Below are 14,774 nucleotides of genomic sequence, written 5' to 3' on the forward strand. Positions count from 1 at the left end.
ACAGCCATCGTGCTCGATGTGAACTTCTTCGACCAGCTCCAGATCGGCCTGGCCACCGCGGACGACATCCGCACGTGGAGCCACGGCGAGGTCAAGAAGCCGGAGACCATCAACTACCGCACGCTCAAGCCCGAGCGTGACGGCCTCTTCTGCGAGAAGATCTTCGGTCCCACCCGGGACTGGGAGTGCTACTGCGGCAAGTACAAGCGCGTGCGCTTCAAGGGCATCATCTGCGAGCGCTGCGGCGTCGAGGTGACCCGCTCCAAGGTGCGCCGCGAGCGCATGGGCCACATCGAGCTCGCCGCTCCGGTGACCCACATCTGGTACTTCAAGGGTGTCCCGAGCCGGCTGGGCTACCTGCTCGACCTGGCGCCGAAGGACCTCGAGAAGGTCATCTACTTCGCGGCGTACATGATCACCTCCGTCGACGAGGACGCGCGTCACCGCGACCTGTCCTCGCTCGAGGGCAAGGTGCAGCTCGAGCGCGAGCGCCTCGAGAAGCGTCGCGACACCTCCATCGAGGACCGCGCCAAGAAGCTCGAGGAGGACCTCGCCGCCCTCGAGGCCGAGGGTGCCAAGGCCGACCAGCGCCGCAAGGTCAAGGACGGCGCCGAGCGGGAGATGAAGCAGCTGCGCGACCGTGCGCAGCGCGAGATCGACCGCCTCGACGAGGTGTGGAGCACCTTCAAGTCGCTCAAGGTCCAGGACCTGATGGGCGACGAGATGCTCTACCGCGAGATGAAGAACTGGTTCGGCAAGTACTTCGAGGGCCACATGGGCGCCACGGCGATCCAGAAGCGCCTCGAGTCCTTCGACATCGCCGCCGAGGTCGAGTCGCTGCGCGACACGATCGCGAACGGCAAGGGCCAGAAGAAGGTCCGGGCGCTCAAGCGGCTCAAGGTCGTCGACGCGTTCCGCAAGACCGGCAACAAGCCGCAGGGCATGGTCCTCGACGCCGTCCCGGTCATCCCGCCGGACCTGCGCCCGATGGTGCAGCTCGACGGTGGCCGCTTCGCGACCTCCGACCTCAACGACCTGTACCGCCGCGTCATCAACCGCAACAACCGCCTCAAGCGGCTGCTCGACCTCGGCGCGCCCGAGATCATCGTCAACAACGAGAAGCGGATGCTCCAGGAGGCCGTCGACTCGCTGTTCGACAACGGCCGTCGTGGTCGTCCGGTCACCGGCCCGGGCAACCGGCCGCTGAAGTCGCTCTCGGACATGCTCAAGGGCAAGCAGGGTCGTTTCCGCCAGAACCTGCTCGGCAAGCGCGTGGACTACTCGGGCCGCTCGGTCATCGTGTCGGGTCCGCAGCTGAAGCTGCACCAGTGCGGTCTGCCCAAGCAGATGGCCCTGGAGCTCTTCAAGCCGTTCGTCATGAAGCGGCTCGTCGACCTCTCGCACGCGCAGAACATCAAGTCCGCCAAGCGGATGGTCGAGCGCGCTCGCCCGGTCGTGTGGGACGTCCTGGAAGAGGTCATCACCGAGCACCCGGTGCTGCTCAACCGTGCGCCCACGCTGCACCGCCTCGGCATCCAGGCCTTCGAGCCGCAGCTGATCGAGGGCAAGGCCATCCAGATCCACCCGCTCGTCTGCTCGGCGTTCAACGCCGACTTCGACGGTGACCAGATGGCGGTGCACCTGCCGCTGTCCGCCGAGGCCCAGGCCGAGGCGCGGATCCTGATGCTGTCGACGAACAACATCCTGAAGCCCTCGGACGGTCGCCCCGTGACCATGCCGACCCAGGACATGATCATCGGCCTGTTCTTCCTCACCACCGACCGTGACGGCGAGCCCGGCGAGGGTCGTGCCTTCTCGTCCCCGGCCGAGGCGATCATGGCCCTGGACCGCGGCGAGATCTCGGTGCAGTCCAGGATCAAGGTGCGCCTCGACGACGCCCTGCCGCCGGCCGGCGCCCTCCCCGAGGGCTTCGAGGACGGCAAGGCGTTCACGCTGGAGACCACGCTGGGCCGGGTGCTCTTCAACGACACCCTCCCCGCCGACTACCCGTTCGTGAACTACGAGGTGGGCAAGAAGCAGCTCGGCGCGATCGTCAACGACCTGGCCGAGCGCTACACCAAGGTCGAGGTCGCCGCGTCGCTGGACGCCCTGAAGGACACCGGCTTCCGCTGGGCCACCTTCTCCGGTGTCACCGTCTCGATCGAGGACGTCGTCACCCCGGCCGACAAGAAGGAGATCCTCTCCTCCTACGAGGCGCAGGCGGCGAAGGTCCAGAAGCAGTTCGAGCGCGGTCTGGTCACCGACGAGGAGCGTCGCCAGGAGCTCATCGAGATCTGGACCGAGGCCTCCAACGAGGTCGGCAAGGCGATGGAGAAGAACTTCGACCGCGCCAACCCGATCTACATGATGGTCGACTCGGGTGCCTCCGGAAACATGAACCAGATCCGGCAGGTCGCGGCGATGCGTGGCCTCGTGGCGAACCCGAAGGGCGAGATCATCCCGCGCCCGATCAAGTCGAACTTCCGCGAGGGCCTGACCGTCCTGGAGTACTTCATCGCGACGCACGGTGCCCGCAAGGGTCTGGCGGACACCGCGCTGCGGACCGCCGACTCGGGCTACCTGACCCGTCGTCTGGTGGACGTCTCCCAGGACGTCATCATCCGCGAGGACGACTGCGGCACCGAGCGCGGCCTGCCCAAGCGGATCGGTGAGCGCCGCGAGGACGGCACCGTGGTCAAGGCGGAGAACTCCGAGACCGCGGCGTACGCCCGCTCGGCGGCCGTCGAGGTCACCCACCCCGAGACCGGCGAGGTGCTGGTCGAGGCGGGCGGCGACCTCGGCGACGTCAAGATCGCCGAGCTCGTGGCCGCCGGCATCGAGGAGGTCAAGGTCCGCTCCGTGCTGACCTGCGACGCCCGCACCGGCACCTGCGCCAAGTGCTACGGCCGCTCGCTGGCCACCGGCAAGCTCGTCGACATCGGTGAGGCGGTCGGCATCATCGCCGCCCAGTCGATCGGTGAGCCCGGCACGCAGCTGACCATGCGTACCTTCCACACCGGTGGTGTGGCCTCCGCGGACGACATCACGCAGGGTCTGCCCCGCGTGGTCGAGCTCTTCGAGGCCCGCTCGCCCAAGGGCCGCACGCCGATCGCCGAGGCGGCCGGTCGGGTCGAGATCGAGGAGACCGACAAGGCCCGCAAGGTCCTGGTCACCCCCGACGACGGCTCCGAGGTCCAGGAGTACGCCGTGTCGAAGCGCTCGCGCCTCAACGTGGCCGACGGCGACCACATCGAGGTCGGCCACCACCTGACCTCCGGTACCCCCGACCCGCAGGACGTCCTGCGGATCCTGGGTGTCCGGAAGGCCCAGGAGCACCTGGTGGACGAGGTGCAGAACGTGTACCGCTCGCAGGGCGTGGCGATCCACGACAAGCACATCGAGATCATCGTCCGGCAGATGCTGCGCCGGGTCACGGTCATCGAGTCCGGCGACACGAACCTGCTGCCGTCCGACCTCGTCGACCGCGTCATCTTCGAGGAGGAGAACCGTCGCGTGGTCTCCGAGGGCGGCAAGCCGGCCTCGGGTCGCCCGGTCCTCATGGGCATCACCAAGGCCTCGCTGGCGACCGAGTCGTGGCTCTCGGCGGCCTCCTTCCAGGAGACCACCCGCGTCCTCACCGACGCAGCGATCCACGGCCGCTCGGACTCCCTGCGCGGTCTGAAGGAGAACGTGATCATCGGCAAGCTGATCCCGGCTGGTACCGGCCTCGAGCGGTACCGCAACATCCGGGTGGAGCCCACCGAGGAGGCCCGCGCCGCGGCGTACTCCGTCACCGGTTACGACTCCTACGACTACGAGTTCGGAGCCAACGGGGGCCAGGCCGTGGCCCTCGACGACTTCGACTTCGGTTCCTACCAGTCCTGACCGACCGGTAGCCCGGGTCACCGGGGAAGCGCCACGACGCCCGCCCACGCACTGCGTGGGCGGGCGTTGCCGCTCTCTCACCGCGTGCCTGCGAGAATCGGGGGGTGAGCACGACACCGACCCGCACCGACGTCCTCGTGGTCGGCGCCGGCCCGGCCGGGTCCGCCGCGGCCGCCTGGGCGGCGAAGGGCGGCGCCGACGTGCTGCTCGTCGACGCGGCGACGTTCCCGCGGGACAAGACGTGCGGCGACGGCCTGACGCCCCGGGCGATCGGCGAGCTCTCGAGGCTCGGCCTGGAGGACTGGCTGCGGGCCCACACGGTCAACCAGGGCCTGCGCGCCCACGGGTTCGGCCGGACGCTGCTCCTGCCGTGGCCCGGAGGAACGCTGCCCGACTGGGGCTCCGCGGTTGCCCGCACCGAGCTCGACGACCACCTGCGCACCACCGCGACCAAGGCCGGCGCGCTGGCGGTCGACGGCGCGCGGGCGGTCGACGTACGACGCGACGGCGAGCGGGTGGCCGCGGTGGTCCTGGAGCGCGCGGGCGAGCGGTTCGAGGTCGCGTGCGACCGGCTGGTCGTCGCCGACGGCGTGCGCTCCCCGCTCGGGAAGCTGCTGGGCCGGGAGTGGCACCGGGAGACGGTGTACGGCGTGGCCGGGCGCTCCTACGTCGCCTCGGACTCCAGCGACGACCCCTGGATCTCCTCCCACCTCGAGCTGCGCGACGCCGAGGGGTCGGTGCTGAGCGGGTACGGCTGGATCTTCCCGCTGGGGACCGGCGAGGTGAACCTGGGCGTCGGGACGCTCGCCACCGCGAAGCGGCCCGCGAACGTCGCGATCAAGCCGCTGATGGACTTCTACGCCGAGCAGCGCCGGGAGGACTTCGGGCTCAGCGGCGAGCTGCGCGCCAAGACCTCCGCCCTGCTGCCGATGGGCGGCGCGGTCTCGGGTGTCGCCGGCCCGAACTGGGCGCTGATCGGCGACGCGGCCGGCTGCGTCAACCCGCTGAACGGGGAGGGGATCGACTACGGCCTGGAGACCGGCCGGCTCGTCGCCGAGGTGATGGCCGAGCACCGCGACCTCGCCACCGTCTGGCCCGCGCTGCTGCGCGAGCACTACGGCGAGGCGTTCTCGATCGCCCGGCGACTGGCGGGGCTGGTCACCGTGCCGCGACTGCTGCCGGCCCTGGGCCCGGCCGGCATGCGCTCGGACTGGCTGATGACCCTCGCCCTGCGCTGGATGGGCAACCTGGTCACCGACGAGGACCGCGACCGCGCCGCACGCGTGTGGCGCTGGGCGGGCCGTCGCTCGATCGCCCTCGACGCCCGCCCGCCGTTCTCCTGACCCGGGGGCCTGAGGGTGCGGGCGGGAGCGGGACGTGGCTGAGCGCAGGGAGCGCCGCCGGCTGCAGCGGCTGGCTGCGTACGCCGTCGTGCTGCGCGACGGCGAGGTGCTGCTCACCCGGCTGGCGCCGCGGGTCAGCCGGCAGGAGGCGTGGACGCTGCCCGGCGGCGGGGTCGACCACGGCGAGGACCCGCGCGCGGCGGTGGTCCGCGAGGTGCGCGAGGAGACCGGCCTGGACGTGACGGTCGGCGAGACCGCGCGCGTGCAGACCGGCCGGCGGCCGAACGCGTGGTGGAACGGGCGGCGGCTCGACGTGCACTCCGTGCGCCTGGTGTACGACGGGCACGTCCCGGTCGACGCGCCGGCCCCGCGGGTGCTCGAGGTGGGCGGCACGACCGCGGACGCGCGCTGGTGGCCGGTGGCCGACGTGGCGGCCGGTCGCGTGCCGGTGACGCCGCTGGTGGCGGAGGCGCTGCGGGTGCACCGGCCCGCGCGGCTGCAGCGCACCGCGGCGTACGCGCTGGTGCTGCGGGGCGCGGTGGCGGACGGCGACGCGGCCGTGCTGCTGAGCAGGGTCTCGGCGAGCGGCTTCCACACCGGCCTGTGGACCCTTCCCGGCGGCGGCGTGGAGCACGGCGAGACGCCGGTCGCCGCGGCCGCCCGCGAGGTCGCCGAGGAGACCGGCCTGGCGGTGGAGGTCGGCCGGGTGCTGCACGTCGCCGACGAGTCGATCCGCGGGACGGCGCCCAACGGCCGCGACGAGGACTTCCACGGCATCCAGCTGGTCTTCGCCGCCACGGTCGCCGACGAGGCGGCCGGCCTGGAGCCCGTCGCCGAGGTCGCCGGCACCTCCGACGCCGTCGCCTGGGTCCCGGTCGCCGCGGTCGAGGACGGCTCGGTGCCGGTGCACCCGCTGGTGGGGGCGGCGCTGGAGGCGGTGCGACGTCCCCGGTGACCCTGGGACGTCGCACCGCCCGCTCACAGCTGGGCGGCCGCGACCTCGCACACGTTGAGCTCGGGACGGACCTCGTCGTTGACCACGACGTAGCTGGAGACGACGTAGCCGCGCTGGACGCCGTCGACGGTGAAGAACAGCCGGAGCATGCCGTTGCGGGGGAGCGGCAGCGGCCCGAGCATCCCCGTCTCGGGGTCGAGGGGCAGGTCCAGCTCCTCGACGTGGTCCTCGACCAGCCCCTCGCCCTGCACCTGCTCGACGTGGACGTGGGCGTCGGGCGAGCGCGGCACCAGGGCGATCGACCGCTCGCCGTCCGGCTCGCCGGGGCCCCCGCTGCCGGCGTCGCAGCGCAGGTGCAGGTCGCCGAGGCCGGGGACGGAGGTCACCTGGGAGGAGCCGCGCGCGGCGTCGGCGGCGCCGTGCCAGCTGACCCCGATCCGCTGGTCGAGGCGGGTGCGGAGGACGGCGTCGATCCGGCACGAGCGCCAGCTCATCGGGTGCTCGAAACCGGTCCACCACCAGTTCACCTCGAACGACGTCACCGGCTTCGGGGAGACGCCGGCGGCCGGGCGGTGCCGGCCCGGGCGCTGGCTGATGACACCGTCCAGGTGCCCCGAGGAGTAGTTCTCGATGGACGCGCGCTGGTTGAGGCCCTCCCCGGCGTACGCCCCGGTGCCCCCGCGACCGTCGTCGGCGGCCGTGGCGTACCGGTAGACGCGTGCGGTCTTCACCGCGACCACGGCGCGGTCGTTCTTCGTCTCGTGCTTGGCCATCCACATCTGCGTCTCGGCGCTCCGGTCGTTGGCCCGCAGCCGGACGAGCGTGGCGTCGGGCCGGCACACCAGCGTGAGCGTGCCGATGCCGGGGACGACGGCGGTCCGGGTGAAGACCTTGTTCCTCGCGGCGCCGTTCCACGCGACGGTGACCCGCTGGACGCGCAGGTCCTCGGCACCGGTGCCCCTGCCGGGGCCGGCGGCGTACGACGCGGGCGCGGTGGTTCCGCAGACGCCGACCGCCGCCGCCACGACCAGGACGGCGAGGACGCCGGCGAGCGCGCGCAGCCGGGTCACCGTGCCGGGTTCTCCGCCGGGGCCGGCCCGGCGGTCGGCTCGAGGGCCGCCTCCTCGCCGGGGCTCACCAGCACCGGCTGCGCGTCGCCGGTGAGCCAGGACAGCTGGGTGCGGACCGCGGCCTCGGGCAGCGGGACCAGCTGGGTGTCCTCGGCGAGCCGGTCGGCGTCACCGAGGTAGCTCTCGAGGAAGGCCCGGACCTCGCGGCGCTGGAGGGAGCGGGTGGTGGTCGTGATCAGCAGCTGGCGCGCGAGCGGGTACTCCCCACTGGTGATCGTGCGCTGGCTGGGGAAGATGCAGTTGCGCTCGCCCTCGGGCGTGGTGATCTCGAACGGACGCAGCTGGTCCTCGAACAGCTCGTAGTAGCTGAACCGGAAGTACGCCACGTGCCCGCGCACCTGCTCGTCGCGGCGCCGTGCGTCGCGGGCCTGCACGAACCGGTCGCGGACGCGCGCCCACGTGGCACGCGCCTCGTCCCGGTCGGCGCGCGCGTCGTCGCGGGCGGCGACGGCGTCGCGGACGCGCTGCCGGTCCCGCTCCTGGTCGGCCGGGCTGCGCCGGTCGGCGATCCCCTTCGCCCGCTCCCGCCAGGCGGCCTCGACCTCGTCCTGGGCGTCGTCGAGCACCTGCTGCCGGGTGATCAGCGAGCTGCGTGCCGCGTCGCGGACCCGGGCGCGGTCGGCGTACTCGCGCGCCAGCCGCTCGTCCTCGTCGTCGCCGACGACGAAGAACCGCGACCCCTGGTCCGACTCCGAGGCCTGGTAGTCCGAGCGCAGGTTGGTCATCCCGGGCTGCGGTGCGTCCAGGACGTTGCGGCCGAAGAAGCTGAACGCGTTGTTGTCGGCGTCGGGCCCCCCGACGACCAGCGGGACGTCGTCGAGGCCGACCTGCTCCCAGCTGGTGATCGGCGAGCCGGCGCGGTAGATGTCGCGGACCTGCTCGGTGGTCAGGCAGTCGCCGCCGACGTCGGACTCGGACTTGATCGCCACGACCACCGCGTCCGCCGCGATCTGGAGCTGGACGACGTCGAGGCCGACGCTGCGGCAGGCGTCCCACTCGGCGCGGCTGATCGGCCGGGCGGAGTCGACCAGGTCGATCTCGCCGGCGCACAGCTCCTGGAAGGCCACCTCCTCGCCGTTGTCCCCCGCCTCGACCGTGACCGACGTGCCCGTGTCGCGGAACGCGTCGCTGGCGGCCGGCGTGAGGGAGCCCCCGGGCGTGCCGTCGAGCTGGACGACTCCGGCGGGCCGACCGGGGAGGGCGGCGTTGCGCCGTTCGATGGCCTCCTGCTCGCTGGTCTCGGCCTCGACCTGCGCGGCCTGCTGCCGCGCGACGACCGCGGTCGCCTGCTCCCCGCCGTCGTCGGAGCAGCCGGCGAGGAGCACCGCGGCGGCCAGCAGGACCGCCGGGAGCACGGCCCGGGTGTGGGGTGCGCGCATCTCAGAGCCCTCCGGTGTCGGTCGGTGCGGGGGAGGGGAGCAGGCCGCTGGGGTCGGAGTCGCGCTCCGGCGGGTACTGGTAGCGGCGGTCGGGCAGCTCCACGACCTCGAAGTCGTCGAGGAAGAGCCCCTGCAGCTCGTTGCCCGAGATCAGGTCGGCGGTGACGTCGCGCTGGGCGTAGAGCGTGGGCACCTGCGCGCGGTCGACCACGATCGCGCCGTAGGTGCGCAGCGCGACGATGATCGCGTCGGCCAGCCGCTGCTGCTGGGCGCTGAGCCGGATCGGCTCGCCGCTGTCGGGGTCGACCGGCGTCGCGGGCACGACGTCGGCCTTGAGCCGGATCCGCGCGCCCTCCGGCAGCGACTCGGCGGAGCCGTTGCCGTCGGTGGAGGAGGCCGGCTGCACGAACGAGCCCTCGGCCGGGCCGGGCACGCTGATCGCCAGCGCGTGGTCGATCTCCCCGGCCTGCAGCTCCCCGGGCCGGATCAGGCCCGCGAACAGCGGCAGCCCGGAGCCGCGGGCCCCCACGACCTGCGGCTCGCTGTAGCCGGGGCCGTCGAGGTCCCACTCGCGCATGAAGTGGTAGGAGATCGAGCCGTCGTCCTCGCGGCGGGCGCGCCACAGGTCGTAGGCCACGGACTCGGCCGTGTCGAAGATCGTGAACCACCCGTCGTACCGGGGGTCGGGGTCGATGTCGGCGGGGATGTCCAGCACGAGGGTGTCGTCGCCGTCCCCGCACCGGGCCTGGCGGCACACGACGTCGGTCGGCTCGCCGCCCGCGACGACGGGCGTGGTCCACGCCTCGGTGTTGATGTAGACCGGGTCCTCGATCCGGCGCGGCTGGGTGACGACGCGGTCGCCGGTCTCCCGGACGCCGACGCGCAGGGTGGCGAGGTCCATCATCCGCTCCGACCGGGGGTCGACCGGGGCGCCGTCGACACGGGTGTTCCAGGGCGAGTCGGGCGCGAAGTACACCTGCTCGCCGGGCTCGAGCCCACCGTCGGAGGCGTGGGGGTCGATGGTGACGTCGGCGGCGTCCGGGGTGCGGCCGGAACCGGCGTCGTCCTCGCCGCCGCAGCCGGCGAGCAGGAGCGCGGCCGCGGCGACCAGGACGAGCGCCGCGCGGGTACGTCGGGGCGTGGGGCGGGTGCGCATCTGGCGGCTCATCGCATCGGGGGCAGGTCGGCGGGGTGCCCGGACGGCGGGCCGGTCCTGGCGTAGGGGTCGGCCAGCCGGGCGAACCGGTCCAGGGCGTCGCCGACCTGCGCCAACCGGCGGCCGTCGTCGGCCGCGGGGTCGGCCACCCCGGCCCGGGCGCGGGCGGCGGCGAGGATCGCGTGCGCCTCGCGGCGGGCGTGCAGCCGGACCAGCTCGGCGTCGAGCTCGGCCTGCGCCATCAGCTGCTCGCACCGGCGGGCGGCCTCGGCCTCCATCGCGGCCACGTGCAGCCGGCCCGCCTCCTCGGTCGCGCGGATCCGGGCGAGGGCCTGGGCCGCGACCTCCGCGACGGAGGCGCTGAGGTGGCGGCTGTCCTCGAGCGGGTCCGCGGCGGGCGGGTCGATCGGCGGGTGGACGAGGGTGACCGCCTCGCTCGGCGGCTCCTCCACCGGCTCGGGCTCTGGGTCCGGCTCTGGGTCCGGCTCGGGCTCGGGCTCGGGCTCGGGCTCCGGCTCCGGCTCGGGGGCGGGGTCGGGCTCCGGCTCCGGCTCGGGGGCGGGCTCCGGCTCGGCCTCCGGGGCGGGCTCGGGGGCGAGGAGGTGGCTGAAGTCGACGGCACCGATCCGCTCCCCGCCGCGGCCGCGCGGGCCGCCGGCGGACAGGATGTCGTCGAGCGAGGGCGGGGGAGCGATGGGCAGGTCGCCGGCGGTCACGGGGTCACCTCCGGCACGTCGACGGGCTCCCCGGTGGTGGAGCCGGCGGTGGACTCGGTGGTGGACCCGGCGGCGGGGTCGTCGGTGAGGGACTCCTCGCCGCGCTCGAAGCCGGACGGCACGGCGACCAGCGTGTAGCGCGGGGTCGTGTAGGCGACGGTCAGCAGCGCGTCGGAGCCGTCGGCGGCCTCGGGGTAGAGCTGGCTGAGCAGGTCCTCGCCCGCGCCGGTGCTGAGCAGCATGAAGTCGACGTGGCGGGCGGGGTCCTTGGCGGCGGCGAGCCAGGGCCCGTCGGAGGCGTCGACGCGGTCGAAGAAGAGGTCCGGTCGGCCGGTCAGCAGCATGACGCCGTAGGTCTGGGCGTTGTCGGTGAGGATCGAGCTGCGCCGCGAGACGTTGTCGCGGATCCAGTCGGCCATCGCCTCCTCGGACATGATCCCGACCGTCGAGCCGTCGAGGGTCCGCGCACCCTCCTGGGACTCGCCGGTGGAGACGGCCGCGGCGAACGTCGACTCGAGGTTCTGGTACTCGTAGGTCTTCATGGCCTGGAACGTCCACGGGATGCTCGCCAGCAGGCCGACCACGAGCACCGCGCTGACCAGCGTGCTGCCCTCGCCGGCCGAGCGGGCCAGCCAGATCGCCCCGATCACCGACAGCAGCAGGATCGGCAGCGCGTTGCGCATCAGCAGCGGGGAGTCGGTCAGCCGCAGCGCGACGGCCAGGGCGGGGGTGAGCACGGCCGCGGCGAGCATGATGCCCAGCCACAGCGCGAAGGTGTTGCGGCGGGCGACGCCGGCGAAGACCAGGACGGGGAGCACGACGATCGCCAGCGGCGCGCCGTGCAGCACCAGCCGGCCGGTCGCGGCCGCGAGCTCGACCAGGCTGAACGACGGCAGGCCGCCGGAGGAGGAGACGTCGCTGCTGTCGGTGATCCAGCTGAAGGGGTCCAGTAGCAGCAGCGCGTTGAACGCCGTCCACAGCGCGATGACGTAGACGGTGGGCGCGGCGAAGCCGACCGCGGTGCCCTCGACCTCGGTGCCGTCCGCGCCGAGGCGGGCCAGCACGGCGGCGACCATCAGCAGCGAGAGCACGAACCACAGCAGGCTGGAGTAGCCGGCGAGGGCGGCGACCGAGTAGGCCAGCCCGGCGATCATGACGAACCGGATGTCGGCGGTGACGTACCACGCGAAGAGCGCGCCGAGCGCGACCACGACGAACGAGATCCAGATGAAGTGGCGGGCCCCGCCCGCGGCGTACAGCACGACCAGCGGGTTCGCGCCGAGCGCGAGCAGCACCGCGACGCGCAGCGGCGCGAGCACCTGCGCGCGGCGCATCATGGTGTTGAGCGTCATCAGGGTCAGGCCGGCGAAGACCGCCGAGGCGAGCGGGACGACGACCAGCGAGCGGGCCGGCCCGCTGAGCACGGTGAGCGGCGTGAGCAGCAGGGTGGCCAGCGGCGGGTAGTCGAAGCCGAGCGCGGAGAGCTTGGTCGGGTCGTTGTGCCACACCATGAGGGCCCGGTTGAGCCGGTCGAGGGTCTCGAAGCCGACGACGTGCTTCTCCACGACCAGCCAGTAGCCGAACCAGCCGTAGGCGAGGGTGGACAGCCCCAGGACGAGCAGGCTCTCCCAGCGCCGGCGCGGTACGTCGGCGGGCCGGCGGCCGACGGCCTGGACGACACCGGCCAGCCGCTCGCGGTTGCTGAGCACCCTCGGCGGCGTGCCCGGGACCGGCGGCGGGCCCGGAACCGGGGCCTGGGTCGTCGCGCTCATCCGTGCGCCTCGTCGAGGCCGTGCTCGGTCTTCTCCCAGTAGAAGGGGTTCGTGAACAGCTGGATGAAGCCCTTCCAGGCGGCCCAGCTCATCAGCCCCCAGTAGAGCGGCGACAGCAGCGCGGTCCGGGTGATGCCGAACTCCCCGCGCTGGAGCGAGCCGGCGACGTTGAGGTAGACGAAGATGAAGTTGCCGACGAAGAGCATCGCGCTCGCGGCGTAGAAGACGATCCCGGGGAACAGCTGCTGGATGAAGCCCCACTGGGTCAGGACGTAGAGCGTGGTGAGGGCCCAGAAGACCGGGTTCATCAGCAGCACGAACGCGCTGCCCATCGTCAGGTTGAAGCTCGCGAAGCCCCGGACGCCGGTCTGCGCCAGCAGCGCCGCGGGGTTGCGCATGTGCACCAGCCAGGTCTGGAAGTAGCCCTTGTTCCAGCGGCTGCGCTGGCGGATCCAGTTCGGGACGACCGAGTTGGCCTCCTCCAGCGTGGTGGAGTCGATCATCGCGGTGCGGTAGCCCTCGCGGTGCAGCCGGATGCCGAGGTCGGCGTCCTCGGTGACGTTGAAGGGGTCCCAGGCGCCGAGCTCGCGCAGCACCGAGGTGCGGAAGTGGTTGGAGGTCCCGCCGAGCGGGATCGGCGACTCCGAGGCGCCCATCGCTGGCAGCACGAGCTCGAAGTGCATGGAGTACTCGTTGGCGAACCAGGCGGTCAGCAGGTTCTGGTCCTGGTTGAAGTGGTTGAGCTTGGCCTGGATGCACACGACGTTCGGGTCGACCCGGTCGAAGGCGATGATCGCCTTCTTCAGCTGGTCGGGGTCGGGCCGGTCCTCGGCGTCGAAGATGACGCAGTACGTCCCGGTCGCGAGCTGGAGGCCGTAGTTGCACGCCTTCGGCTTGGTCTTGGGCTGGCTGTCGGGGACGACGACCATGCTGAAGTGCGGCGGGAGCGCCATCGAGCGGATCTTCTCGACGGTCTCGGTGTCGTCCTCCTCGCACAGCAGCTTCACGTCGAGCCGGGTGCGCGGGTAGTCCAGGGCGTTGATGTCGCGGACCAGCCGCGGCACGATGCCGGCCTCCTTGTAGAGCGGGACCAGGATCGTGTAGACCGGCAGCCGCCGCTCGTCGAGGGCCGCGACCTCCTCCTCGCTCACGTCGGTCTCCAGGTGGGTCCCGAGCGCGCGGAGGGTCAGCCGGAACTTGTAGACCGAGACGACCAGGTAGATCGCGCTGCAGAGCCCGACCAGACCGATCAGCGTCGCCGTCGGCCAGATCGCCAGGCAGATGACCGTGGCGGCGAGCGCCATGACCAGCACGGCCTTCTGGGTCCCGGAGATGACGACGTGCGCGGAGGACTCCGGGCGGGCCTCCATCAGGCCGGTGGTCGCCACGTCGGCGTAGTGGGCGGCGTGCACCCGCTGGAGGAGCTGGTCGAGGTCGGTGCGGTTGGCGAGCAGCGGGCGGACCGGCAGGCCGAGCGCGCGCTCGACCTCGGCGGTCGCCTCGGCGTCGAGCGGCCGGGCGACGGCGAGGAGCACCGTGCCGTCGGCCTCGGCGACGGGGAGGACCCGCAGCCGCTGCGCGACCGGCTCGGGGACGCGGCGGGCCAGCTCGAGGTCGGGCTCGACGTCGACCAGCCCCACGCGCTGCATCTGGTGGATCTCCGAGAGCGCCGCGACGAGGACGTCCTCGGGGACCGCCTCGTGGGCGACCAGGATGTCGCCGAGGGGGTCGCCGGTGCGGGCGTGCTCGAGCATGGCCACACGCAGCTGGTCGGTGGTGACCAGCCCGCTGCGGGTGAGCATCTGGGCCAGCTGGAGGCGTGCGCGGCGGCCCTCGGGGGTCTCCACGTCGGCGGGGAGCGACGGGTGGGCCGCGTCGATGGCGGCGGTGACCTCGTTGACGGTGTGCTTGACCAGCCGCACGGGCCGGTCGGTGCGGCCGGCGACCTGCTCGGCGACGACCTCGGCGACGATCGGGTCGCCCGGGTCGGCCGCGGCGACGAGCACGGTGCCCTCGGAGACGGCGTACGGCAGCACCCGGAAGGTCCGGCAGACGCCCTCTGGGACCAGCGCCCGAACGGCCGGGTCGGTGCCCTGTGCCAGGCGGGGCAGGACGGTGCCTGCCGGGGTCGCGGCGCGGGGCGCTCCCTCCGCGGTGGTCGTCATCGGGCGCCGGCCCCGAAGCCGTGCGCCGCCGGCGGCTGCGCCCCGGCGTCGGCACCGGCGGTGAGGGCCGGGGCGGCCGGGGTGCGCCCGGAGCGGGGCCGCATCACGGTGTAGACGAGGAAGGCCAGGAGCAGGGCGACGAGCGGCGCGACGAGGAAGGTCACGAAGACGACGACGAAGACGAGCAGCGTCACGACGAGGCCCACCCCGGCCGCTCCGACCGACGTGCCCCCCGGCTTGGGCGCAGACCTCTGCACCGACATGTGGATCCCC

10 protein-coding genes are annotated in these 14,774 nt (G+C 72.9%); 3 read left to right on the forward strand and 7 right to left on the reverse strand.

The features are described 5' to 3' along the window. Positions 1–9 precede the first annotated feature (9 nt). The 3 genes from AB0N29_RS11085 (at position 10) to AB0N29_RS11095 (ending at position 6,183) form a co-directional block, all read left to right on the forward strand. Positions 10–3,885: a DNA-directed RNA polymerase subunit beta' gene (locus AB0N29_RS11085; protein WP_302269622.1), complete on the forward strand. Its 3,876-nt coding sequence runs from the start codon at positions 10–12 to the stop codon at positions 3,883–3,885. Between the two features lie 104 nt (positions 3,886–3,989). After that, positions 3,990–5,228, forward strand: a complete 1,239-nt coding sequence (locus tag AB0N29_RS11090) for a geranylgeranyl reductase family protein (RefSeq protein ID WP_364866611.1) — start codon at positions 3,990–3,992, stop codon at positions 5,226–5,228. A gap of 34 nt (positions 5,229–5,262) precedes the next feature. Then, positions 5,263–6,183 carry an NUDIX domain-containing protein gene (locus AB0N29_RS11095; protein WP_364866613.1) on the forward strand — a complete coding sequence of 307 codons (921 nt, stop codon included), beginning with the start codon at positions 5,263–5,265 and terminating at the stop codon, positions 6,181–6,183. Between the two features lie 23 nt (positions 6,184–6,206). Here AB0N29_RS11095 and AB0N29_RS11100 read toward each other — a convergent pair whose 3' ends face one another. The 7 genes from AB0N29_RS11100 to AB0N29_RS11130 are packed head-to-tail and all read right to left on the reverse strand — an operon-like array spanning position 6,207 to position 14,764. Continuing rightward, on the reverse strand, positions 6,207–7,253 hold the full coding sequence (locus AB0N29_RS11100; RefSeq protein ID WP_364866616.1) for a hypothetical protein: 1,047 nt from the start codon (positions 7,251–7,253) through the stop codon (positions 6,207–6,209). Next, positions 7,250–8,692 carry a substrate-binding domain-containing protein gene (locus AB0N29_RS11105; RefSeq protein WP_364866618.1) on the reverse strand — a complete coding sequence of 481 codons (1,443 nt, stop codon included), beginning with the start codon at positions 8,690–8,692 and terminating at the stop codon, positions 7,250–7,252. Before AB0N29_RS11105 ends, AB0N29_RS11100 begins: the two co-directional genes overlap by 4 nt. A 1-nt stretch (position 8,693) precedes the next feature. Next, complete coding sequence (locus tag AB0N29_RS11110; RefSeq protein ID WP_302269628.1) at positions 8,694–9,848, reverse strand: hypothetical protein; 1,155 nt, start codon at positions 9,846–9,848, stop codon at positions 8,694–8,696. Between the two features lie 8 nt (positions 9,849–9,856). Next, the gene (locus tag AB0N29_RS11115) at positions 9,857–10,564 is read right to left on the reverse strand and encodes a hypothetical protein (RefSeq protein ID WP_364866620.1); all 708 of its coding nucleotides are present in this window, start codon (positions 10,562–10,564) and stop codon (positions 9,857–9,859) included. Next, complete coding sequence (locus AB0N29_RS11120) at positions 10,561–12,336, reverse strand: hypothetical protein (RefSeq protein ID WP_364866622.1); 1,776 nt, start codon at positions 12,334–12,336, stop codon at positions 10,561–10,563. The genes AB0N29_RS11115 and AB0N29_RS11120 overlap by 4 nt, the downstream gene beginning before the upstream one ends. Then, entirely contained in the window at positions 12,333–14,501 is a 2,169-nt protein-coding gene (locus AB0N29_RS11125) for a glycosyltransferase (RefSeq protein WP_364866624.1), read from the reverse strand. Before AB0N29_RS11125 ends, AB0N29_RS11120 begins: the two co-directional genes overlap by 4 nt. Further along, positions 14,498–14,764 (reverse strand): hypothetical protein, encoded by a 267-nt coding sequence (locus AB0N29_RS11130; RefSeq protein WP_302269632.1) that lies wholly within the window; start codon positions 14,762–14,764, stop codon positions 14,498–14,500. The genes AB0N29_RS11125 and AB0N29_RS11130 overlap by 4 nt, the downstream gene beginning before the upstream one ends. Positions 14,765–14,774 lie beyond the last annotated feature (10 nt).

This window comes from Nocardioides sp. NPDC092400, from assembly GCF_040684155.1.
GTDB lineage: Bacteria > Actinomycetota > Actinomycetes > Propionibacteriales > Nocardioidaceae > Nocardioides.